The sequence below is a fragment of the Yinghuangia sp. YIM S10712 genome (genome assembly GCF_051388935.1).
Classification (GTDB): domain Bacteria; phylum Actinomycetota; class Actinomycetes; order Streptomycetales; family Streptomycetaceae; genus Yinghuangia.
The window spans coordinates 153,146-174,290 of record NZ_JBPKBI010000010.1; the positions used below are offsets into that span (position 1 = coordinate 153,146).

General features: G+C 70.1%; 16 protein-coding genes and 2 pseudogenes. 6 read left to right on the forward strand and 12 right to left on the reverse strand.

What is annotated here, in order from left to right; translation table 11 throughout:
- Window positions 1-53 precede the first annotated feature (53 nt).
- From ACRX5W_RS20880 to ACRX5W_RS20900, 5 genes and pseudogenes are all read right to left on the reverse strand, one after another.
- Complete coding sequence (locus ACRX5W_RS20880; protein WP_436789742.1) at window positions 54-1,250, reverse strand: damage-control phosphatase ARMT1 family protein; 1,197 nt, start codon at window positions 1,248-1,250, stop codon at window positions 54-56.
- Window positions 1,251-1,753: 503 nt separating this feature from the next.
- Window positions 1,754-2,173 (reverse strand): STAS domain-containing protein, encoded by a 420-nt coding sequence (locus tag ACRX5W_RS20885; RefSeq protein WP_436789743.1) that lies wholly within the window; start codon window positions 2,171-2,173, stop codon window positions 1,754-1,756.
- Window positions 2,170-3,279: a cobalamin B12-binding domain-containing protein gene (locus ACRX5W_RS20890; RefSeq protein ID WP_436789744.1), complete on the reverse strand. Its 1,110-nt coding sequence runs from the start codon at window positions 3,277-3,279 to the stop codon at window positions 2,170-2,172. The genes ACRX5W_RS20885 and ACRX5W_RS20890 overlap by 4 nt, the downstream gene beginning before the upstream one ends.
- Window positions 3,276-4,934, reverse strand: a complete 1,659-nt coding sequence (locus ACRX5W_RS20895) for a PP2C family protein-serine/threonine phosphatase (RefSeq protein WP_436789829.1) — start codon at window positions 4,932-4,934, stop codon at window positions 3,276-3,278. The genes ACRX5W_RS20890 and ACRX5W_RS20895 overlap by 4 nt, the downstream gene beginning before the upstream one ends.
- Before the next feature lie 252 nt (window positions 4,935-5,186).
- Window positions 5,187-5,543: pseudogene (locus ACRX5W_RS20900) on the reverse strand (zinc-binding dehydrogenase); the annotation flags it as partial.
- On the opposite strand from ACRX5W_RS20900, the gene ACRX5W_RS20905 reads away from it, so the two are divergent.
- Window positions 5,445-5,750 (forward strand): hypothetical protein, encoded by a 306-nt coding sequence (locus ACRX5W_RS20905; RefSeq protein WP_436789838.1) that lies wholly within the window; start codon window positions 5,445-5,447, stop codon window positions 5,748-5,750. The pseudogene ACRX5W_RS20900 and the gene ACRX5W_RS20905 overlap by 99 nt on opposite strands.
- Before the next feature lie 264 nt (window positions 5,751-6,014).
- On the opposite strand, the gene ACRX5W_RS20910 is transcribed toward ACRX5W_RS20905, so the two are convergent.
- The 5 genes from ACRX5W_RS20910 to ACRX5W_RS20930 form a co-directional block, all read right to left on the reverse strand.
- The gene (locus ACRX5W_RS20910) at window positions 6,015-6,524 is read right to left on the reverse strand and encodes a GNAT family N-acetyltransferase (RefSeq protein WP_436789830.1); all 510 of its coding nucleotides are present in this window, start codon (window positions 6,522-6,524) and stop codon (window positions 6,015-6,017) included.
- Window positions 6,525-6,718: 194 nt separating this feature from the next.
- A complete protein-coding gene (rsgA, locus tag ACRX5W_RS20915; RefSeq protein WP_436789745.1) occupies window positions 6,719-7,291 on the reverse strand; it encodes a ribosome small subunit-dependent GTPase A in 573 nt (190 codons plus the stop codon).
- Window positions 7,252-7,938 carry a F510_1955 family glycosylhydrolase gene (locus tag ACRX5W_RS20920; protein ID WP_436789746.1) on the reverse strand — a complete coding sequence of 229 codons (687 nt, stop codon included), beginning with the start codon at window positions 7,936-7,938 and terminating at the stop codon, window positions 7,252-7,254. Before ACRX5W_RS20920 ends, rsgA begins: the two co-directional genes overlap by 40 nt.
- A gap of 207 nt (window positions 7,939-8,145) precedes the next feature.
- A complete protein-coding gene (locus tag ACRX5W_RS20925; RefSeq protein ID WP_436789747.1) occupies window positions 8,146-8,496 on the reverse strand; it encodes a hypothetical protein in 351 nt (116 codons plus the stop codon).
- An 864-nt stretch (window positions 8,497-9,360) separates the two neighbouring features.
- The gene (locus tag ACRX5W_RS20930; protein ID WP_436789748.1) at window positions 9,361-10,746 is read right to left on the reverse strand and encodes an MFS transporter; all 1,386 of its coding nucleotides are present in this window, start codon (window positions 10,744-10,746) and stop codon (window positions 9,361-9,363) included.
- A 349-nt stretch (window positions 10,747-11,095) separates the two neighbouring features.
- On the opposite strand from ACRX5W_RS20930, the gene ACRX5W_RS20935 reads away from it, so the two are divergent.
- The 4 genes from ACRX5W_RS20935 to ACRX5W_RS20950 all read left to right on the forward strand — a co-directional run bounded on the left by ACRX5W_RS20935 (window position 11,096) and on the right by ACRX5W_RS20950 (window position 16,077).
- Window positions 11,096-11,275, forward strand: a complete 180-nt coding sequence (locus ACRX5W_RS20935) for a hypothetical protein (RefSeq protein WP_436789749.1) — start codon at window positions 11,096-11,098, stop codon at window positions 11,273-11,275.
- A gap of 172 nt (window positions 11,276-11,447) precedes the next feature.
- Window positions 11,448-13,850 (forward strand): helix-turn-helix domain-containing protein, encoded by a 2,403-nt coding sequence (locus ACRX5W_RS20940; protein WP_436789750.1) that lies wholly within the window; start codon window positions 11,448-11,450, stop codon window positions 13,848-13,850.
- A 275-nt stretch (window positions 13,851-14,125) separates the two neighbouring features.
- On the forward strand, window positions 14,126-15,316 hold the full coding sequence (locus ACRX5W_RS20945; RefSeq protein ID WP_436789831.1) for a serine hydrolase domain-containing protein: 1,191 nt from the start codon (window positions 14,126-14,128) through the stop codon (window positions 15,314-15,316).
- Window positions 15,317-15,855: 539 nt separating this feature from the next.
- Window positions 15,856-16,077: a hypothetical protein gene (locus tag ACRX5W_RS20950; protein ID WP_436789751.1), complete on the forward strand. Its 222-nt coding sequence runs from the start codon at window positions 15,856-15,858 to the stop codon at window positions 16,075-16,077.
- Window positions 16,078-16,201: 124 nt separating this feature from the next.
- Here the strand turns inward: ACRX5W_RS20950 and katG are convergent, their stop codons facing one another.
- Window positions 16,202-18,391 carry a catalase/peroxidase HPI gene (gene katG / locus ACRX5W_RS20955; RefSeq protein ID WP_436789752.1) on the reverse strand — a complete coding sequence of 730 codons (2,190 nt, stop codon included), beginning with the start codon at window positions 18,389-18,391 and terminating at the stop codon, window positions 16,202-16,204.
- Between the two features lie 94 nt (window positions 18,392-18,485).
- A complete protein-coding gene (locus ACRX5W_RS20960) occupies window positions 18,486-18,863 on the reverse strand; it encodes a hypothetical protein (RefSeq protein ID WP_436789753.1) in 378 nt (125 codons plus the stop codon).
- 230 nt (window positions 18,864-19,093) lie between these two features.
- On the opposite strand from ACRX5W_RS20960, the pseudogene ACRX5W_RS20965 reads away from it, so the two are divergent.
- Window positions 19,094-21,145: pseudogene (locus tag ACRX5W_RS20965) on the forward strand (hypothetical protein); the annotation flags it as partial.

The following is a 21,145-nucleotide window of genomic DNA, read 5'->3' on the forward strand; positions in this document are numbered from 1 at the left end:
CAACGAGCCGTCGTACGCCTCGACGGGCCTTGTTGTCAGGGTGAAACATGCGGCTATGCGCAAACCTGGATCAGCGCGTGTGTGCCCGATGTTCGCCACTTCGCATCAGTTGCAGCCAGTCCGTCGAGCGTGGTTCGGCTGAGACCGACGACCACGTCGGACTTGAGGGTGCGCAGAGCGGCGACGGGTCCTGGGAAGTGCGCGACTGTGTCGGAGAATGGCGTGTTCGCGGGCCAGTGGAGGTCGCCGACGAGGCGGCGGTAGTTGAGGTCGCCTTTGAGGATCGTGAGCCGCGCGGTGGCGAGGTCGGCGCGCAGGTCGTCAGGCATCTCCGCGTAGGGGAGTGGGGCGCAGGCGAACGGGTGCGTCCTCATGCTGAGTCGCCCGGACTGCATGGCCTGCCTGAGGCGCCGACCGATCCGTTGCGCTTCTCCGCCTGCGGCGGTGAGGCGGCGGAGGCATGCGAGTGTGTCGCTGGGAGTGGCGTCGGAAACGTAGTACGGGTGCGGTTTGACGTGCAGAACGACGCTGTTGGCGTATCCGGCGTGCAGCAGGTGGTCGATGAGGACGAGGTCCGGGAGGAGTTCGCGTCCGGCGTTGTCGGCGATCAAGCAGACCCGGCCTGTCGGGTCTTCGGTGAGATGGTTCCAGAACGCGCCGCTGTCGTCCGCGACCAGAGCTGACTCCGCATGTTCCACGACGGCGTCGTTCGCAGTGATCTGGAAGCCGAGATCGGCGCGGTTGCCCCACAGCGACGAGCTGATCAGCGCGTGGCGGCGCTGCTCGTCGGTGAGTTCGGCGACGGAGTCGAGTCCGGCGAGTTCCTCGTCGACGGCGGTCCCGGTCAGATCGGTGTTCTTGGCGACGGCGAACGGGTCGATGCCCTGCCAGGGGCCGGCGGCGAAGTAGCCGACCGCCTCAAGGAGCCGGCGGTAGAAATAACTCTCGGCCCAGAGGAACGGGGCATCCCTCCACGGCGTTCCGTACCATCGTTGCCCCCACTCTTCCCACCGCGCGGCATCGTGAGCGGTGGCGTCGAGCGGCTTGATCGTGCCGTTCAGGGTCTCGTCGAGCAGGTCGTCCAGGGCCCGGCGTTGACCGGTGTCGTACGGGAAGGCCTCGCACAGCTGCCGAAGCAGTCGGGGATGCCGATCATGGAAGACGCCCCAGGCGAAGGAGCCGGGTTCGCTGCAAACGATCGGTGCGGTGCGGGAGCTGTTGTCAGCCGCTGAGGGTTGTGCCTGCGTCATGCTCTGAGTCTCCAACGTCGGATTCGGGCGGCCCACGACCTGCAGTGGGTGGTACCGACAGCGCCGGCGGCGAAGACGCATTCGGTTGTCCGGGACAAACTCGGCGCAGCGGAGCGAGGCATCGACGCGCACTTCGGCTACCTGCTGCTGCCTGCTCAGGGACCAGACGCAGGCTGTAGGTACCGTCGGAGACGACAGACATCAGGGCGGGTATTGACGGCGCCTTCCAACTTCTCGGCGTTCTCCGGTGGTTGGGCCTTCCCATCCGAACTCTTCAGCAGAATCCCTGGGCCCGCCCTCATAGTCGGTCCTCACTCGTCACCCCGGCGGCGAAGGCCGAGGCGTCGGACGACGCGCCTGGCGGCGGCCCGTTCGAGTCCGTTCACGTTGGCGGTCCGCATCAAGCCGACATGCTCCGGTTGCTCGTCGGCCATTCAGCGCCTGGTCGACGGGCGCAGTCGATATGCCGGGCAGCCGCCGCACCGCCGCGCTGTCTTTGCGGCTCACCGGCCGGGGGGCGCCTGCGCCGGTGCGGGGCCGCCGTCCGCGGTATGCCGCTCTCGACCTCCGACGCGGGCGTCGCCGGGGTCCGCGCCGCCGAACAGGTGGGTGGTGCCGGTGACACTCAGCAGACGCTTCAGGACCGGCGGCTGATCGTCCAGGTACAAGTCGGTGTCCGCCGCGGTGGCTTCGCGGCGGATCGTCAGCAGAGCCGTCAACCCCGTGGAGTCGCACGTGGTCAGCCCCGCGCAACATAGCCGGAGCGTGCCGGGTGCCGGAGCGGTGTGCAGGAAGGTGCGTGCCGCTTCGACGAGTTCGTCGGCGCTCTCCCAGTCCAGGTCGCCGGTGACGCGGATGTGCGCGTCACCGGCGGGGTCACGTGTGGCCTCCAGGTCGAAGGCGTCGTCGGAATGGGCTGTCATGCGGTGGAAACTCCGCCGGGGGCCGGGGGTGTGTCGCCGCGCACGAAGGCGCGGCCGACGGCGAGGACACCCAAAGCCCGGGGGAAGTCCTTGAGTTCCTCCTCAAGGACGGCCAGACACGGGTCGAGGACCCGGGCGGGTACGCCGCGCGCCGACAGGATGTCACCGGTCCAGCCGACGAAACCGACGAACAGGTCCGCATCGTCGGTGTACAGCGCGGCGGCCAGGAAATCGACGATGTGGCCGACGTCTTCGGCGGTGCGCTCGCGCTGCGTGTCGCTGTAGGACCGCATCGCGGGCAGCCGGGTGTTCAGTCCGGTCAACGTGTTGCGCACCAACTGCCGCTTGCGGCGCACGATCAGGGTGTACTCCTGGTCGGCGAGGTGGGGCAGATCCTCGACGGTCTGCCGGACGGCGCCGGTCCGGGGCCGCGGCAAGCCGCGGTCGAGTACGGCGGCGGCGGTACGGGCGTCGGGAGCCCACGCGTCCGCGCCCAGCCGACGGGCGTGGCGGCCGTCCGCCCCGAAGGCCGCACCTCCGGCGAGGACGGGGACGCCCACGGCCTGCGCGGCGGTGATCGCCTTGTGCGCGTCCGGCAGCCGGGTGGGCAGCGACGACGACAACGCCAGGGCGACGGGTGCCGTCTGGTGAAGGTGCGTGATCAGGCGGGCAGTCGGAACTTGGGCACCCAGGAAATCGATTCGGTAGCCCCGCTGCTGTAGAACTTCGGCGACGATCCGCGCGGGGAGGGCGTGCCACTCACCCTCCACGCAGGACACCGCGACCGTACCGGCGGTACCGTCAGGCCCGGTCTCCCCGTTGCGGTGTGCCAAGGCGGCGATCACCCGCTCGTGGATGGCGGTTGCGGCATGCTCCTGGGCGACGGTGAGCCGGTCGGCGGCCCATTCGGCACCGACTTTGCGCTGCACCGGGGCGACGACGTCCAGCAGGATGTCCTCGACACTCACTCCGACGTCCCGAAGGGCGAAGACGACGTGGCGGGCGGCGTATTCGTCGCGGCCGGAAACGGCCTGCCAGAGTGCTTCGCGGGCCTGCCCCAGCACCCGGCTGTCGTGCGCTGTATCGGCGGTAACGGGTTCGGTCATGAAGTGAACCTGCCCGCTGTCCGCCCCTCCACCGCGGTCAAATGCGCCGTATGCGACGCTGTGATGGCCATCACGGCGATGTCGTCGTGCCGGTTTCCGCCGAGCCAATCGGCGACGAGCATCTGGATCCGCTCGGTGACGGCCTCGGCGGGCATACCCGCGCACTCGGCCAACGCGGCCCGGAGGCGCTCCTCGCCGAACATGACGTCGCCGAGGGGGCCGCCCTTGGCCTCCGTGACACCGTCGGTGAACAGCAGGCAGGTCTCCCCCGGCCGCAAAACGACCCCGGCGGTGGTGGACGTGATCTCCGGCAGTACGCCGATCAGTGTGCCGGTCGTCTCAGCCTCGTCGACTGTGCCGTCCTGACGTACGATCAGCGGGGCGGGATGGCCCGCGCAGGTGAGCCGCAGGTGCGCATCCGCACCCTGCCTGCGCACCGAGGCGAGCACCAGCGTCGCGAAACGCGTATGAAGGCCGGTGAGCAAGGCGCCATTGAGCAACCGCAGCAGATTCCCGTGGTCGTCGGCCAAGGGGAGCAGCGCCTGCAATGTGTTCCGTATCTTGCCGGTCAGGACGGCCGCGTCGAGCCCTTTGCCGGCCACGTCCCCCAGGACCGCCAAAGTCTCCCGGCCGACGTCCGTGCCGGGGTGGACGTCGTAGAAGTCACCGCCGACGCGCTCGGTGTCCTGGGAAGCGCGGTAGCCTCCCGCGAATTCCACCCCGTGTACGTGTGTCAGCACCGGCGGTAGCAATTCGGCCATGAGCGTGGCCGTGACACGGCTCTGCTCCTGGTACAGCCGGGCTGCGGACAACGCCACACCGGCGCGGGCGGCGAACACGCGGGCGAACAGCTCCTCGGACGCGTCGAATGCGGCATGGTCGCTGCGGCGCAGCAGGATCAGCGCGCCGGCGGGAATGCCGTGCCCCGGCAAGGGCGTGACCACGACCGATCCGACCGGGCCGGTGAAGCCCTCCGGGAAAGCCCAGTCGGGCACTGCCGAAGGGTCGATCCACCGCGAGGGAACGGGCGGATAGCCCTGGAGGGCCTCCGCCAGCCCCGGTACCGCCTGCGGATCGATCCGTACCGACCCGTGGGCCGGACGGCCGCCGCCGGCGGCGGTGGCGATCGGATGCCGCCGTCCCGCCGACGGAGCCACCAGGACGGCGGCGTCGGCAAGGAACTCGACCGCCAGCTCGACCGCGACTTCCATGCAGCGTTCGGTGTTCAGCGAGGCCAGCAGACGCGAGGACGCCTCGGCGAGGAACGCGGTGCGCTCCTGCTCGCTCTTGAGAGCCGTCTCGGCGCGATGCCGGTCGGTGTCGTCGACCAGCCACCACACCACTTCGCCGTCGGACCCCCCGGTCGCGTGCGCCTCCAGCACCCGCTGCCCGTGCCGACCGCGCACCGGACCGGCCGAGTCCCCGGCACCGCCCGCAACGTGCCGATGCGCCTGCGCGAGCCAGCGCGGCACCGCGCCTTCGATCGGGGCGCCGGTGACCGCCGCAGGGAACAACCGCGCGGCCCGTTCGTTGGCGGCCACGAGGAAACCCGCCGCGTCGGCGACCAACGCCGGGTAGGGCGCCCGTAGCCACGAGGACCCAACGGACGACATCAAGCTCCGCGTTACGCGTGGAAATCTCTCGGTACTCGTCATGATCCGGGCCCGCACTCCGCCGCGGGCCTGACCACCCTCCTTGGAGACATTTCCCTCAACACTCTCACACCCCGGAAAACACGCCGCTGGGCCGAAGGGCCCCGGCGGCGGTGAGCGTGGCGGGTACGGGATCGCGCGCCGCGCCGTTTTCGTCGCGGTCGGCGTGCGGCCGCGCCCGAGCGTCCCGCCGCCGAACGCGGCGAACGCCTCGTCGGCCTGCTCCAGGGGGTAGGTTGCGGTGACCGGGACGCGCAGCGACGCGCCGGATGCGGCGTCGGCGGCGAGCGCGGTCAGGGTCGGGGTGTCGGGGTCGGCCATGATCGAGTGGACGGTGACGTCCGCGCCCTTCACGGCGTCCTGGGTCAGGCCCAGGGTGGAAGCCGGGCGTCCGCCTGGCCGTACCAGCCCGGCGAGCTGCGCGCCGTCGCCCGCCAGGTGCAGGACGGCGTCCACGCCGTTCGGGGCGAGCGCGCGGACTTGGGCTTCCAAGTCACTTGTGTAGTCGACCAGTTGAACGTCGGTGTCAGTCAGGTCGGCGACGAGGTCCGCCTCCTCGCCGGGCCGGGCGGTTGCGATGACGCGGGCGCCGCAGGCGGCGGCGAGCTGCACGGCCCCGCCGCCGTCACCGAAGCCCTCGCCCACCCCGACCCCTGGCAGGGCTTCACCGGCTATATCCACGCCATCTGCGCCATGCAAGCCGCCGACCGCGGCTTCGCCGACGTGCTCACCATGACCTCTCCCGCCGCCGCCAAAGCCTTGGAGGCCCGCCGCGCCGAGGCGTACCACGGCCTCGTCGAGCTCATCGCCCGCGCCTAGGCCGGCGGACACCTGCGCGACGACTTCACCGACCGCGCCGTCGTCATCCTGCTCATGGCCAACGCCGGCGTCCTCAACGCCACCGGCGACGCCGCCCCCGACATCAGACCGCGAGAACAGGGCGATTGTCGCGGTCGCTCATCGGCGTCCGCAGGTCCATGACGCCGCTCGCTTATCCGCCGAAGGCACTCTCACCTGCGGGGATGGGTTATCGGCACCCGCAGTGCCCCGAGGAGACGAGTCCTCGGGGCACTGCGGGGGTTGTCAGACGCCGAAAGCGGCGGGGTATTGGATGGTGCCGGCCGGGACCGGGCGAGTGTCGTCCAAGGCCATGGCCATCATGGCTTCGTCAGGTGCCTCGAAGGGCGCCTGAATGCCGAAGCGGGAAGCCGGGGTGAAGCCGAACTTCGGGTAGTAGTCGGCGTGTCCGAGGACGAGGACGAGGTTCTCGCCCATCGCTCGGGCTGCGTCCAGACCGGTGCGGATGGCGGCCGATCCGGCGCCTGTGCGCTGGGCCGCGGGAAGTACGGCGCACGGGGCCAGGGCGAGCGCGGGTTCGCCGTCGACGTGGCAGCGGGTGAGCAGTGCGTACCCGGTCAGGGAGCCGTCGGAGGCCTCGGTGACCATGGACAGCCCGTCGATCCACGCCTTCGGGTCCGCGCGCAGGGCGTCGACGATGTCGGCTTCCAGGGCGGTGGGGAAGGCGGCGAGGAGGATGTCGCGGATGGCGGGGATGTCGTCAGCGGTCTCGGGGCGCACGGTCCACGTGGTCATAAGAGTTCCGTTCTTGCGGGTGCCGGGGGTGTTGTCGTGGGGGAGGGGGTGTGCGAGGTGGGCGGTGCGGCCGTTGTCGCCGACGTGTTCGCGTTGTGTGGCGATCTCTGGTCGTGCCGCGGCACGTGCCTCCGTTGTGTCGGGCGGAGTCGGGGTCGTATGCCCTGCCTCGCCGACCGGGTGGTCGTGGTGGTTCACCGCTGGCGCTCCCGGAACTGGTACGTCGCGCGCAGGTGGCGGGTGATGTCCTTCTTGACCGCTCCCCGGTCGGCGCGCAGGCGGGCGTCGGTGCGCGAGGCGGCGTACGCGTTCTCCCGCAGCAGTTTTTGGTAACTGTCCAGCCGGCGTTGCGTGATCTCGCCTGTCTCGACGGCGGCCAGGACCGCGCAACCGGGTTCGCTCTCGTGGGTGCAATCGGCGAACCGGCATGCCTGGGTGAGGTGTTCGATCTCGGCGAAGGTCTGCTCCAGACCGTCCCGGGCGTCGTACAGGCCGATAGCGCGCAGGCCAGGGGTGTCCAGCAGGACCCTTCCGCCAGGCAGGGGGAGCAGTTCCCGCCACGCGGTGGTGTGCCGGCCCTTGCCGTCCTGCTCGCGCACGGTGCCGGTGGCGAGCCGTTCTTCGCCGAGCAGTTGGTTGCCCAGGGTGGACTTGCCGGCCCCGGAGGGGCCGAGCAGCACGATGGTGCCGTTCAGGACCGCGGTCATGGTGTCCAGGCCCTGCCCGGTCACGGCGCTGGTGAGCAGTACGTCCGCGCCGGTTGCCACCGCGGACAGGTGGCTGCGGCGAACGTGCGGCCGGCATCGGTGCTGCGGCGGACGCCGTCCGCGGTGGCGGCGAAGAGGACGTCGGCGTCGGACGGGTGGATCGCCAGGTCGGTCGCCTCCAGGCCGGCGCGGTCGTCCCAGGAGAGCCTGTCGGCGCTCACGCGGATGCGTTCGCTGGTGCTGTCGTATCCGTAGACGGTGCCATGCGCATGCTCCAGGGCATGGAAGTCGGCTTGCCCGGTCAGGGAGAGCGCGGTCCAGGTGCTTCCGCTGTCGGTGCTTTCCAGCAGGCCGAAGTGGTGGTCGCGTGAGCTGCCCGGGGCGGGGTGGCCGGAGGCCAGGAAGGTGCCCGGGCCGGTGACGGTGAAGCCCATGAAGTCGCCGCGGTTCTGCCCGACGGGAACGGCGCCGTCGCCGGTCAGGGCGAAGACGCCGTGGTGTGTGGCGGCGTACACGGTGCCGTCGGCGGGGTCGATTCCGAGACCGTGGACATGGCCGAACTGCGGTGCAGCCGTTGCGGCCTCGCCAGTCGAGTCAGGCGGCGCGTCGGTGCCTGAGCATGCTGCCGCGTTTGCGAGGACGATGGCGGCCAAGGCGGCGGGGATGAGGCGGCGGCGGTTCCTGGGAGCTTGTGTTGCGCGGGTCACGGGGAAACCCTTCGGGGTCGGGCCGGGCAGAGATGCAGGCAGCGGGGAGGGCCGGGCCGGAGGTGGCGGTGCGGGTGCCCGGTATGGCTGCACGGCGGTTCGCCTCAGGTGCCGTCCGAGTCGTGCTCGGACGGCACCTGAGGTGGGGTTGGCGCGTGTGTTCGTGCGCCTCGATGTGACGGGATGTCAGTGGTGCATGCCGCTTCCCTAGCGGCCACCGCCACCGTCTTCGATGCCCGGCAATGGGGCTGGTACGTTGCCGCCTGCGGGATGATCGCCGCCACCTACGCCCTGCTCGGCGTCGTCATCGGCCCCGTCTTCGGCCGCGTCGGCGGCGTCCTGATCGCCTTTCTGATCCCCTTTCTCGACCTGGGCATCGAACAGAGCCCCATGCTCCGCCCCACCCCGCCCGGCTGGGCCCACGCCCTCCCCGGCTACGGCGCAACCCGCGTCCTCATCGACGCCGCCCTCACCCAAGACTTCGACGAAACCCGCGCCCTTCTCGCCGCGCTGGCCTGGATCGCCGGCCTCACCCTCGCCGCCGCAGCGGTCTTCCACACGTCCGCCCCCCAACCGGCAGCGCAGCGCAACGAGAAACGCAGGTGGCGTGGTTCGGGGATGCCATCTTCTCGAGCGACGCCTGGTTCGACGAGGCGGTGTTCTCGAGGACCGCCGGCTATGAAGGCGCGGAGTTCGCCGACCGGGCGAGCTTCCGAAGCGCGAGGTTCGCTGGCGACGCCTGGTTCGAAGGACGACGCCATGGCACCCGTTCCTGGCCTCGGCCGAGCCGGGTGTTCGTCGTTTCCCGGGGCTCTGGCTGCGATCCCCTCCTTTGCGCCCGCAGCGCCTGCGGCAACACTCGGGCCGACCCCGACAGCAGCGCGCGGCCCGGCGACGACAGCCGCGCCTTCGGGGTTCGCCCTGCGCAACACCGCAATCTCATGCCGGAGTGCGAGTATCTCCGCAACCTTGGACAAGTGCGCGCGCGCGTGACGAGAGCGAGTTACGAGAACACGTGCACCACGAGCCGTTACACCAGATTGACGGCCATGCCCGGTGATCATCGGATCAGTTGAACGTGCAGGTCAAACCGAGTGTCCCCGTTTTCGGGGTTCAAGGGGCGCCGCAGTGTTCGCCCGTCATGAGCTCGGTGACCGGGGCGATGGCGAACCTTGGTCATTACCGGCCGCCGGCCTGGAAGATCCCGGTATTTCGGGCAGGGCAAAGCGCGGTGCGCGGACAAGGGGCCGGCACGACTTCGTGCCGTTCGTTCCCGCTCGACTTGTTGGGGTGCGCCGGGCCGCGGCCATGTCCGGAAACACCGTGGGCGGTCGGAGTCCGGTGCGTCGAGACCTGCGTGTCATTAAGTACACGCAGGTCACATCGCGAGCCTTCCGTGGTCGATCCGGTTCCGGCGCGACGTCACGACGTTTCCTGCGGGCTTGGCGGCGCCAGAGCAGCCACGCGGTCGCGGAGGAGCACTGTGATCGCGCCGGCGGTGCCAATGGTCGCAGCGGCGGTTGCGGCCGTCACGGACCAGCCGATCCATTCGACTGCGGCAGCGCCGAAGGCGGTTCCCAGGCTTCCGCCCACGAAGTAGACGAGCATGTAGCCGCTGTTGAAGCGTGCCGGTGCGGCCGGGTCGATCGCGAGGACGGTGCTTTGGTTGGCGACCTGGGTGGCGAAGAGGCCGGCGTCGAAGAGGGCGAGGCAGGCGACGGTGACGAGGGTGTTCCCGAGGGAGAAACCGAGGATGCCCGCCGAAACTGCGGCCAGGGCGAGGCCCACCAGGATCACCCGCCGGGCACCCACACGGTCGGTCCAGGTGCCCGAGACCTGTGTCGCCGCGATGCCCGACAGACCGGCAAGCGCGTACAAGCCGATTCGCTCCGATGAGTAGGAGTACGGGGGTTCGGACAAAGTTGCCGCCAAGCCTGCCCACACCGCGCAGAACGCGAAGAACCACAGGGCGCCGCAGATTGCCGCAAGACGGAGCGTTGCGTATCGGGCGAACAGTCCGGGGAGTGACCGCAACGTCGCAAGGCAGCCGCGCTCGGCCGCTCCTCCGGCGGCAGGGAGCACCGCCGACGAACAGACTGCGACGACCGCGCAGGCGGCGGCGAACACCAGGAGCATGCCACGCCAGCCGATCTCGTCGGCAAGCCATCCGCCGACGATTCTGCCCGCGAGGATTCCGGCCGAGATCCCGGCGGTGACGATGCCCAGCACGGTCGCGCGCCGATGCGGAGGCGCGAGCCGGCCCGCCACCGAACTGAGGCCCGCCCCGACCGCCGAGCATGCTCCGACGACGCTGATCACGGGCCCCAGGACCCACACGCTGTCGGCAGCGGCACTCAGGGCCATTACGGCCGCCAAGGCGCCGAATTGAATTGCGAGTACCCGCGCAGGTGGGAAACGGTCGACCAGGGGGACGAGAAGGGCGAGGCCGAGCATGTATCCAACCGGCCCGCATGCAAGCGCGAAACCGACGGCGCTGGTTCGGGCGCCGAAGGAGTCCGCGACATCGGCGATCGCGGGCTGAAGCAGGTAAATCGTCGAGGTCCCCAGCGCGGCTGCAAGGGACATGAACCAGACAATGGGACGGCGAAGTTGCGTGCTCTGAGGAGTTTCAGCGGCAGGTTCGGCATTCACGTCGCCCAACCGTAGGCAGCAGCAACGTCCAACGCTGGCGGAAAACAGACGCAGCCGTCGGCGGGAGGCACGCCTCGGAGATACCGGCTCGTTCAGTGCGGGCCGCCGCGTGACGCACGCGAAGAAGCCGCAAGCCCAACCGACGAACAACACCACGCGGAGGGCCGACACCCGCGTTGTGCGGGTGTCGGGTCACGGGCCCGGTGTGATGTCGCAGGCCGGGGGGCGGTGCTGCTGGTCGAGACCGTCCGCAAGACCGGTCTGGCAGCGTGTTGTCGGCGGCGCTGGGGACGGTAACGCCGATTGCTGCCGCGGGCGCATACACGCCGAACACACCACCGCGGTGCGCAACTCCTGCCGGTGCAACGCGGCTTTGGACGTGTTCGCCGCCCACCGGGACGATGGCCGTGTGCACGGCGACAATTGTGCCGTTCCTCGACCTACTGCCCGGCTTCGTGACCGCCTGAAGCAGCAACGCAGGGTTCAGGAAGAGGCAACCGACGTCATGCACGCCACCACGGAAGTCACCGAAGCGGCGCGAGTGTTCGGTCCCCATCCGGACGAGCTCGCCCTCGTCCGCGACTTCCACGACCACCAGCGGCGTCTGACCCGAGAACACGGCGTCCACAAGCTTGCTCGCGGGCAACACCCATACGTGATCACGGACTCGACCACCGAAACGTGAGACCGAGCCGTCCGATTCGCAGGCCCCTTGTCGACGGCCGCCCACGGACGAAGCCGCGCTTTGGTCGTCCTTCTTTGCCTCTTGCTTGCTTCCTGGTAGAGGGCTTGAGCATCATGAACGCCCGATCTCGATGCGGCACTATATGGGGCCGAATGCGTACCTGGGAGCGGTGATGACGGGCGCCGGTGACGCGAATCCTTGGGTCGAGGCCGGTGCTCGCGCCCGGACAGCCCGCGCGGCGGCGCCGGGTGACTCCTCAGCGGCCGCAAACACGACATCGAAGGAAGCAGCGGCGCCGTCATCGCCAGGTTCCTCTCACCGAGGGCGTCCCGACCTGGTCGCGCGGCGTGAGGCAGTCGATGCCAGGCAGGAAGACGTCGCGGCGCTGGCCGGTATTTCGTACATGACCCTGGGCAAGATCGAGACCGGCTGGACGCGGAATCCCAGGCCTGAGACGTTGGCCGTCATCGAGGACGCGTTGCAGCGGCTTGAGGCGCAGGTGGGCGTCGGACCGCCTGCTCAGCCGAGAGTGGGCCTCAAGAGATGGCGGAGCCGGAGGGGAACCCCCGACGCCCCCGCGGTGTCGGATCAGGCGCAGCCGGATCAGGCCCAGTTCGAGATCGCCGAGTACTTCGGCGTATCGCTCTCCGAGGCAAAGCAGTTGCTGGGCGCTGACAACCGGGCGAACGCGGATGAGGCAGCCACCGGCGGCGGTACCGACCGGGATTCCCAGGCCACCGTTTTGGAGTTCGATCTGAACGCGGAGATCAGCGCGACCGGGCTGTCGAAGGCGGAATTCGCCGAGAAGGCAGGCGTCTCCGTAACGTCGCTTTGGCGGTTGGGATCCGGGAAGGGCAAAGCGAAACCCGGTACCGAGCAGAAGGTGCGCCAAACCCTTCAAGAGCTCGCCGCGGAACGCGGCGAACCCCGCGATTTCGGTGTCGTCGCAGAACCGCATGTGTCACCGGATCTCGACGTCAGGTCGAAGCGTCGCGGTCTTGGTACGTCGCAGGAGGAACTGTCCGAAAAGGCGGGGGTATCCGTCAAACGCATAGCCGCAATGGAGGAAAGCGGCGTGGACAGCGCCGATCCACACGATGTCGCAGCTGTGAATGACGCACTGGCGAGGATCGAGGAAGCCCGCCGCGAGGAGCCGCTTTCCCACATCCGAGAGGAGCGAGAGGCGCTCGGCCTGTCCGTGGCAGGGCTTGCCGAGATGGCAGGGGTGTCCAAGAAGACGGTCGCGCGTCTGGAGGAGGAGGCCACGCTGCGCCCGAATCGCGAGACGCGGAGGGCGATCCGCGCGGCGCTCGACCAGGCGGCGGCCGAGCGGGAGTTGCAACAGCCGATGGATCTGCGGACCGAGCGGGAGTCCCTCGGCGTGCAGCTGAACGAGGTTGCGGAACGGGCGGACGTGCATCCTAATACGCTCAGTCTCGCGGAGCGTGGACTGCGGGAGTTGAGGCCGGACAAGAGGGCCGCGGTGGAGGCCGTACTGACCGATATCGCAGCCGAGCGGGCCGAGGAATCCAGTCGCGACCTGAAAGCCGAGATGTCGGCACTCGGGATCGAGAAGAGCGAAGTGGCGGTACGAGCGGGCGTAGCCGAGAAGACGGTCGCGAGGTTCCTGAACGGCGGCCGTCCGCTCGGTTCCACGCAGGCCGCCATGGAAACAGCGATATCGGAAATGGCCGCGGAACGAGCAGAATCCGGAACTCGGCGGTTGGCAGTCGGAAACCGGCCGGTCCCGGTCGGCGAGCTGTCGGTGCGCATTCCCAACGCGCCTCGCGACCTCGACCTGCCGGCTGCCCCTGCCATGCCCCCGCATCTGAACCGGCTCGGGCCGCAGGCGGCCTATCTCGACGCGACCATGCGCGGCTTCGCCGAAGGACGCAGGCACGGGGTCGAGGCCGCGCAGCAGGCCGAAGTCGCGTGGACGGAAGGAGGCACGGACGCAGGGGCCGTCGTCCAGGTCGATGCCGCGGCGGCGCAGCTCGCAGAAGCACGCCAAGTCGCGTCTCGGAACGACATCGGAGCACAGCAGGCAACCGGGGTGGACTGGGAGCGTGACGCGCCGTACCGACCGCCGCCGGGCACCGCCGAAGCGGCACGGCAGGCGGAGGCGCTCCGCGACGCCGTCTTCCCCCACAGCCGGGCCGGCGCGGCTCCGGCACAGATGACGACCGCCGAGGTCCATGGGCAGCGTTTCACGCAAGCAGCCTGGAACGGCTACCAGCACGGCTGGGCCGCCACGATGGCGCAACGCGCCCTCCAAGCCGCCGACGACCAACCCGATCTCAGTGCGCCCGACGTCACGCCCGAGATGCGTGCCGCCGCCACGTTGCCGCCCTCGGCCCCCGGCCCCCCATCCACGCCCACGACACAACAGAGACCCGACAACGCCTCGAACGTGCCCAGAGCCGCGGCCACCGGACTGGACGCGCCCTCCGCGACACGCCAAGCCGCCCCCACTCCGCCGGCACAGAACACCGCGCGGTCGGCTCCCACCCCGGCGCAGAGCATGGGCCCGAAGCCCGGTATCGAACTGAAACTGCACAAGGGCATGGGCGCCTGATCCCCGCAGAGCCATCGCGGCCGTCCCTGTGGTGGTGGCGTATCCCCTGTGGGGTGTGGTCTGCGGCGGGGACGGCGGCCGGGTCGGTCCCCCTTGTCGGGGACGGAGAGATTGGCTCGTGTGCGTGACGATCCGAGGGGATCGGGTCCCTAGCGTCTTCGACAAGGCGCGGAAGGGCCGCGTCGGAACTCGGGGACCCAATGGTGCACTTCAGGAAGGACGCGGGGCAGCGTGCGCCCCGGCGGTTGGCGGTCACGGCAGCGGCGTTGGCGGTGATGTTGTCGGGGTGCGGCGAGACGGACAAGCAGTCCTCGGGCCCGGCGTCGATCACCCCGTCCGGGACGCCTTCGAGCGGCGTACCGACAGCCGCCGCGGGGGGTGCCTCGACCGGCCCCGGCTCGCCGACACCCTCCTCCACGTTTGGCGAACAGGCGGAGGCTGTGGCGAAGTTGCTCGGCGATACGTGGCCGAGGGGCGCCGGTGGAACGGTCGTGACCGCCAGGGACGGGGAACTGGTGGGCTGCCAGGGCATGGGGCCGGCCGACCAGGGCGCCGGCCGTGCGGCCGACTGCGACACCGTGTACGACATCGGCTCGATCACCAAGTCGTTCACCGCCGCCGCCGTGCTCAAGCTGGAGATGAGCGGCACGTTGCGGGTCACCGACGCGATCGGCGCCCACCTCGACCCAGTGCCGGCCGACAAGCGCGGGATCACCATCCATCATCTGCTCACCCACACCTCGGGTCTCCCGGAGGGCATCGGCGACGACTACGACCCGGTGTCGCGGGACGCGATGATCGCCACGGCGATGGCCACGCCGCTTGAGTCGACACCAGGGCGGGAGTACGCGTATTCCAACGTGGGCTACTCGCTGCTGGCGGCGATCGTCGAGAGGGTTTCGGGGGTCGCGTACGACGACTACCTCACCCGCCACGTCTTCCATCCGGCGGGAATGACCCGGACCGGCTACGCGCTGCCCGATCCGCGCCGAGGTGACGTCGCGGTCGAGTACGACGAGCAAGGGGCCTCCCAGGGACGGCCGTTCGAGCATCCCTGGGCACCGGACGGACGTCCGTACTGGAATCTGCGCGGCAACGGCGGCCTGCTGTCCACTGCACGGGACATGTACCTGTGGTACCGGGCGTTGGAGGGCGAGTCCGTCCTCAACGCCGCCGCCAAGGCCAAGATGTTCACTCCGCACGTGGCCGAGGGCGGCGGCTCCTCCGGCTCGTACGGCTACGGCTGGACGATCCTGCCGACCGACCACGGCCCCATCGCCACCCACGACGGCGGCAACGACTGGTCCTTCGCCCGCGTCCTGATCCGCCCCGGCGACCGGACGCTGGTGTTCTGGGCCACGAACACCGCCGTGCGTGAAGGCGGTTGGGACCTGGAGGAGCAGGACGAGGAGCTGACCCTCGGCCTCCTTGCCGCACTCTCCACCGGCTCGGGCAGGGGCGCGTGAGGAGGGGCGCAGGGTCAGGTACGCCGGGTCCCGACCGCCTCCCCACAACCAGCGCGCCGTTGGTCACCCTCCGCCGGCGCCAGACGCGTTCGTCGGCTCCGAGGCCCCCAGCAGGCGAAGGACGCTGGTGCGCAGCGCCTTCGCCGCCTGATCGGGCGGCATCCGGCCGGCAGCGACCTCTTCGCCCGCGGCGTGGGTACGAAGTCGACGACCGGTGAAAGCTCTTGCCTCGGACCGGGCGACCGTGCACGTCCGACTTCTCACCGGGATCGCCCTGCTCTCCACCGGCATCCTCGCCGGTGCGTTCGGCTACGGCGCGGTCAACCTCGCCCCCACCTTCGACGCCGTCCCGCTCGACACACGGCTGTCCTTCCACGCCGAGCTCATGAAGATGAACGGGCTGACCATGCAAACCGCGATGGGTCTGGCGATGCTCAGTTCGCCGGCGCTCGCCGTCCTGTCCCGCGGCTCCGCGCGCCGGTCCGCCGGTGCCGCAGCCCTTCTGGCGCTGGCGTCGTTCCTGATCGCGGTTCGGCAACGTGCCGATCAACGGCCGGATCAAGAAGTGGGCGGCAACGTCGCCCCCACCCGACTACTCGGAGATCCTGCAACGCTGGGACATCTACAACACCCTGCGGACCTCGACAGCTTTCGTCGCCTTCATCCTGCTCATCCTCCTGACCACCCGGCCCCCGGACTCGGCTGCCCTCCGCGCCGAACGTGCGAATGACGGCGAGGAAACGGTACGCGGCGCCGGGTGACGTCGATCCTCTGCGCACGTCGAGACGACGGGCGAGAGGTTCGGCGACGTCAAGGGACGGCGTCGTGATGACGGCGAGGAGCCGGAGCCCGGCGCCGTTGACGGCGCCGGGCCCGTGGGCGGGATCAGCGCAGTTCGAACCGGTCGAGGTTCATCACCTTGTCCCAGGCGGCGATGAAGTCGCGCACGAAGCGTGCGCCGCCGTCCTCGCAGGCGTAGACCTCCGAGATTGCGCGGAGTTGGGAGTGCGAACCGAAGACGAGGTCGACCGCCGTGGCAGTCCAAGTGACGGCACCCGTGTCGCGGTCGCGGCCCTCGTAGACGTTTTCGTCCGTGCTTGAGGGCTTCCACTCTGTGCGCATGTCGAGCAGGTTGACGAAGAAGTCGTTCGTCAGCGTCCCCGGGCGGTCGGTGAGCATCCCGTGCGGGGACTGCCGGAAGCCGGTGCCCAGGGCCCGCATGCCACCGACCAGGGCCGTCATTTCGGGCGCGGTGAGCGTCAACAGGTTGGCGCGGTCCAGCAGCAGCGTCTCGGGCGAGAGCTTCTCGCCCTGCCGCAGGTAGTTGCGGAACCCGTCCGCCGGGGGTTCGAGGACGGAGAACGGCTCCACGTCCGTCTGCTCCTGCGAGGCGTCGGTACGCCCGGGCGCGAACGGGACCGTGACCGCATGCCCCGCGTTCTTCGCGGCGCGCTCGACGGCGGCGCATCCGCCAAGGACGATCAGGTCGGCGAGCGAGACCTTCTTCCCGTCGTGTCTCGCGTCGTTGAACTCCTGCCGGATGCCGTCGAGCGTTCGTACGGTCTCGGCGATCTCGGGCACGTCGTTGGCTTCCCAGTCCTTCTGCGGGGCAAGCCGGATGCGCGCGCCGTTGGCCCCGCCGCGCTTGTCGGTGCCGCGGAAGCTCGCCGCCGACGCCCAGGCGGTGGTGACGAGTTGGGGGATCGAGAGGCCCGAGTCGAGAATCCGGGACTTGAGGGCGGCGATGTCGGCGTCCTCGACCAGCTCGTGGTCGACCGCGGGGACGGGGTCCTGCCACAGTTGCGGCTCCGCGACCCAGGGACCGAGGTAGCGCGAGATGGGGCCCATGTCGCGGTGCAGCAGCTTGTACCAGGCCTTGGCGAACGCCTCCGCGAGCTTGGCCGGGTTCTCGTGGAAGGACTTCGTGATCGGCCCGTAGACCGGGTCCAGTTTCAGCGCCAGGTCCGTCGTCAGCATCATCGGTGCGTGCCGCTTCGACGGGTCGTGGGCGTCGGGCACTGTGCCCTGGGCCGACGGGTCCGTGGGGGTCCACTGATGCGCGCCGGCGGGGCTCGTCGTGAGTTCCCAGTCGTAGCGGTACAGGTTGTCCAGGTAGCCGTTGTCCCACTTCGTCGGTTCGGAGGTCCAGGCGCCCTCCAGCCCGCTGGTGACCGTGCTCGCCCCGCTGCCGGTGCCGTACGTGTTACGCCAGCCCAGTCCCTGCTGTTCGAGCGGGGCGGCTTCGGGTTCCGGGCCGACGTACGAGGGGTCGACGGCGCCGTGGCATTTGCCGAAGGTGTGGCCGCCGACGATGAGCGCGACCGTCTCCTCGTCGTTCATTGCCATGCGTGCGAAGGTCTCGCGAATGTCCCGTGCTGCGGCCATCGGATCAGGATTTCCGTTGGGCCCCTCCGGATTGACGTAGATCAATCCCATCTGGACGGCTCCGAACGGGCCGGCGAGTTCCCGGTCGCCGCTGTAACGCTCGTCTCCGAGCCAGGTGTCCTCGGGACCCCAGAAGATTTCTTCAGGCTCCCAAACGTCCGGGCGGCCGAAGCCGAAGCCGAACGTCTTGAATCCCATCGATTCCATGGCACAGTTGCCGGCGAAGACCAGAAGGTCGGCCCACGAAATCTTCTGGCCGTACTTTTGTTTCACCGGCCAGAGAAGACGGCGGGCCTTGTCCAGGCTCGCGTTGTCCGGCCAGCTGTTGAGGGGCGCGAAGCGCTGCGCGCCGCCGCCTGCGCCGCCTCGGCCGTCGGCGATCCGGTACGTTCCCGCAGCGTGCCAGCTCATGCGGATGAAGAGCGGTCCGTAGTGGCCGTAGTCCGCGGGCCACCAGTCCTGGGACGTCGTCATCACCGCGAAAACGTCCCGCTTCAGCGCGTCGACGTCGAGGTCCGCGAACGCCCGTGCGTAGCTGAAATCCCCGCCCAATGGCTCGGACTGGGGCGAATGCTGGCGGAGAACCTGAAGATCCAGCTGTTGCGGCCACCAATCCCGGTTCGTTCTGGGCCGGGTCGGCGTGATGGTCGGGGAGGGGATCGCCGGATTTTCGCTTTCGCTGTTGGACACGTCCGCCTTCTTCCTGTCTCGGTTTTTCCGTCGCGGGAGGGGCGCCCGCGTCCGCGGGGAATTCCCGTTCCGGGCGGGGGCCGACACATGCCTTTCAGTGTTCTGATGTTCGCGCACCGCAGCTCGCGGTCCCCGGGACGACACGCAGGGGTGCGCCGACCTCCGGCCACTGCTCTTGTGACATCACCGGCTCCTCGACACACGTGGAACCCGTACGGCCGCCAGGGCCCACGTCCGCGACGGGCAGGAAGAGCAGTCCGGTGCGCAGGGCGCCGTAGGTGCGGGCGTGCTGGAGGTAGAAGGTGCCGAGGAAGAACACCGCGATCATCAAAGCGGTGGCCATCGCGATGAGGAAGGCGCCGGTGGCGACGGGGCGGCGGGCGAGCAGGCGGACGTCCATCAGCGGGGAGCCGGTGTTGCGCTGCCAGGCGACGAAGGCGGTGTAGCCGACGGCGGCGGCGAGAACGAGCACCCCGGTCGCAAGGGTGAGCCAACCGTCTTCGCCGGCGTAGATCAGTACGGCAGTGCGTACGCCGCCCCGCGCCCGATCGCGAACGCAGCCTCGTTGACCGGACCTTGGGAGGGACCGCGGAACCGTCGCGTTCGGCGGGCAGTCCTCCTGGGGAGCGGCGGTCGCCGTTGGTGGCGTGGTGTGGCTCGATACGGTGCGTGGCTTTGCGAGATCGGAGCGGGGACGGGACGTTGGACAAGATCCAGGCGGCGACGGGAGCTGCGGGCGAGGAACTGGGGCGCGTGGTCGGCAAGGCGGCGGGGCGTCGCCTCACCCGGGCGGTACGCGACGAACTGGCGCGCCTCGCCGGGCCGTTGCGCGACGGCGGCGGTGTCGCGGATGTGGTCGAGGCGGCGGTGGTGAACCGCACGCACAACGGTCTCGGACCGGTGTGGGAGCTGGACTTCGACCTGCTCGACGCGGCGCTCGACGCGGGGGTCCCGGTTGCCGATCCGCCGCCCGGTGGCGCGTGCGACCTGGGCGCGTGGATGCGCCGTGCCCGGCGCGGCGGGCTCGCCGTGCTCGCGGCTGATCCGCGCTTCCGGCCGCTGCTGCGGGACGCCGTGCTCGACCGCCGCTGCGACCTGCTGGCCCTGGGACGCCCCGACATCGTGCTGCGCGACGCCCCTGACACGGTCGAGGCGATTCTCGGCGCTGCGGGGTTCGTCGACATTCTGCGCGAGGCGGTCACGACGTGGGCCGGGGCTGTTGCCGCGGGCAGCCTGCCCGTACTGCACGAGGCCGTTCACTACCTCGACCTGGTCGGCCCGGCCCGGTTCGCGGCGGCGTGTCCGCCGGCCCGTGAGGCGATCGGCGCCTTGCTGGGGGCGGACGTGGCGGAGCTGCTGGCGGAGACCTGGCGTACCGGTCTCGTCGACGAGCTGGGATCGGAGGCGCTCGACGCGCTGCCGGTCCACTCGCACAGCCTCGACGCCTTCCGCATCGAGCCGGACGACGGCGAGCCCGAGGACGCCTTCGTGGTCACCGACGGCAGCCGCAGTGTGCTGCTCGGTCCACGGGAGGTGATCACCGGGCCGCTGTTCGCCCGGCTGGACACGGACCGCGGATCCTCTGCGGCGTCCCACCGATTCCGGTACGAGCACGGCCGGTTCACCGCGGTGCCGACCGACGCCTCCGGGGCCCCTGACGTGACGATGCCCGCGGCGACCCGGCCGAACGCGCTCCGGCGCGGCCCGTACGGCTGGTGGGAGATGCACAACGAGCGCGGGGCCGTGGTCGGCCGCTGGTACCAGGGGCCGGCGCGTCCCGCGCGGGTCGCGGGAGCGCACAGTGTCGGACGCCACCGGCACCGCTGGGCGGCGGGCAGCGATCTTGTGCCGCCGCCCCAGGTCTGGCGGCACCTGGCGGCGCGTGACGAGGCGGGGTCGAGGCTGCTGCGCACCGCCGACCGTGCGCTCGCGCAGCGCGTCTTGGACGCGGTGGACGAGGAACTCACCGAGCGGCTGGTCGAGTTGGGGCGGCGCATACCAGTCGGCAATGGTTCGCACGAGATCGACGAGGCCTTTGCAGATCTGCGAGCCGCGATCGCGCACGTGCTGCCCGAAGTGACGGCGGAACGCCTCCTCGACGGCATCGCCGGCACAGTCTGGTCGGCTGCCGAGAGCCGTGTGCTGACGGCCCGTCATACCGAGCACTCCCCGGGCGGATCGTCCGCGCTGCGGACGGCTCCTCTGCCCTATCCCCGCGCGGACGCGGGCGACCTGCGGGCCCGCATCTTCACCGGCATGCAGGAGATGTTCCTGCGTCTGGGCCGGGTGGCCGAGGCCTGCGCCGATCCTGCGGTCGCGGTTCCGCCGCAGACCGTGCAACTTGCCAACGCGCAGGGCTGGGAACACCAGTTGGGCCGCCTCGGTGGTCGGGCACTGCGGGCCGCGGTGACTGCTGCGGGGGCCGATCGCAGCAATGACCTGCGGGCCGATCACATCCGGGCCTGCGGCGTGCCGCACATGGGGGATCCGGCGGGCCGCTGGCGCACGCTGACCCTGCGCCTGGACGTGCGCACGGAGCCCAAGGAGGGGACAGTGTGCCGGACCGCGCGAGGATGCCTGATCATCCTGCAAGGCTCAGGCTCCGGTTCGGCCGGTCGCCCCGCACTCGAGTACGCCTCGGACGGCGTGTTCGCCGAGCCGCCGTTCGGCCGGATCGTCGCGCAGCGGGTGTGTCGCGGATGGGGCGGCCTGGACCGTATCGCCGCGTGGCTGCGGCTGCTGGACGAGGGCGGG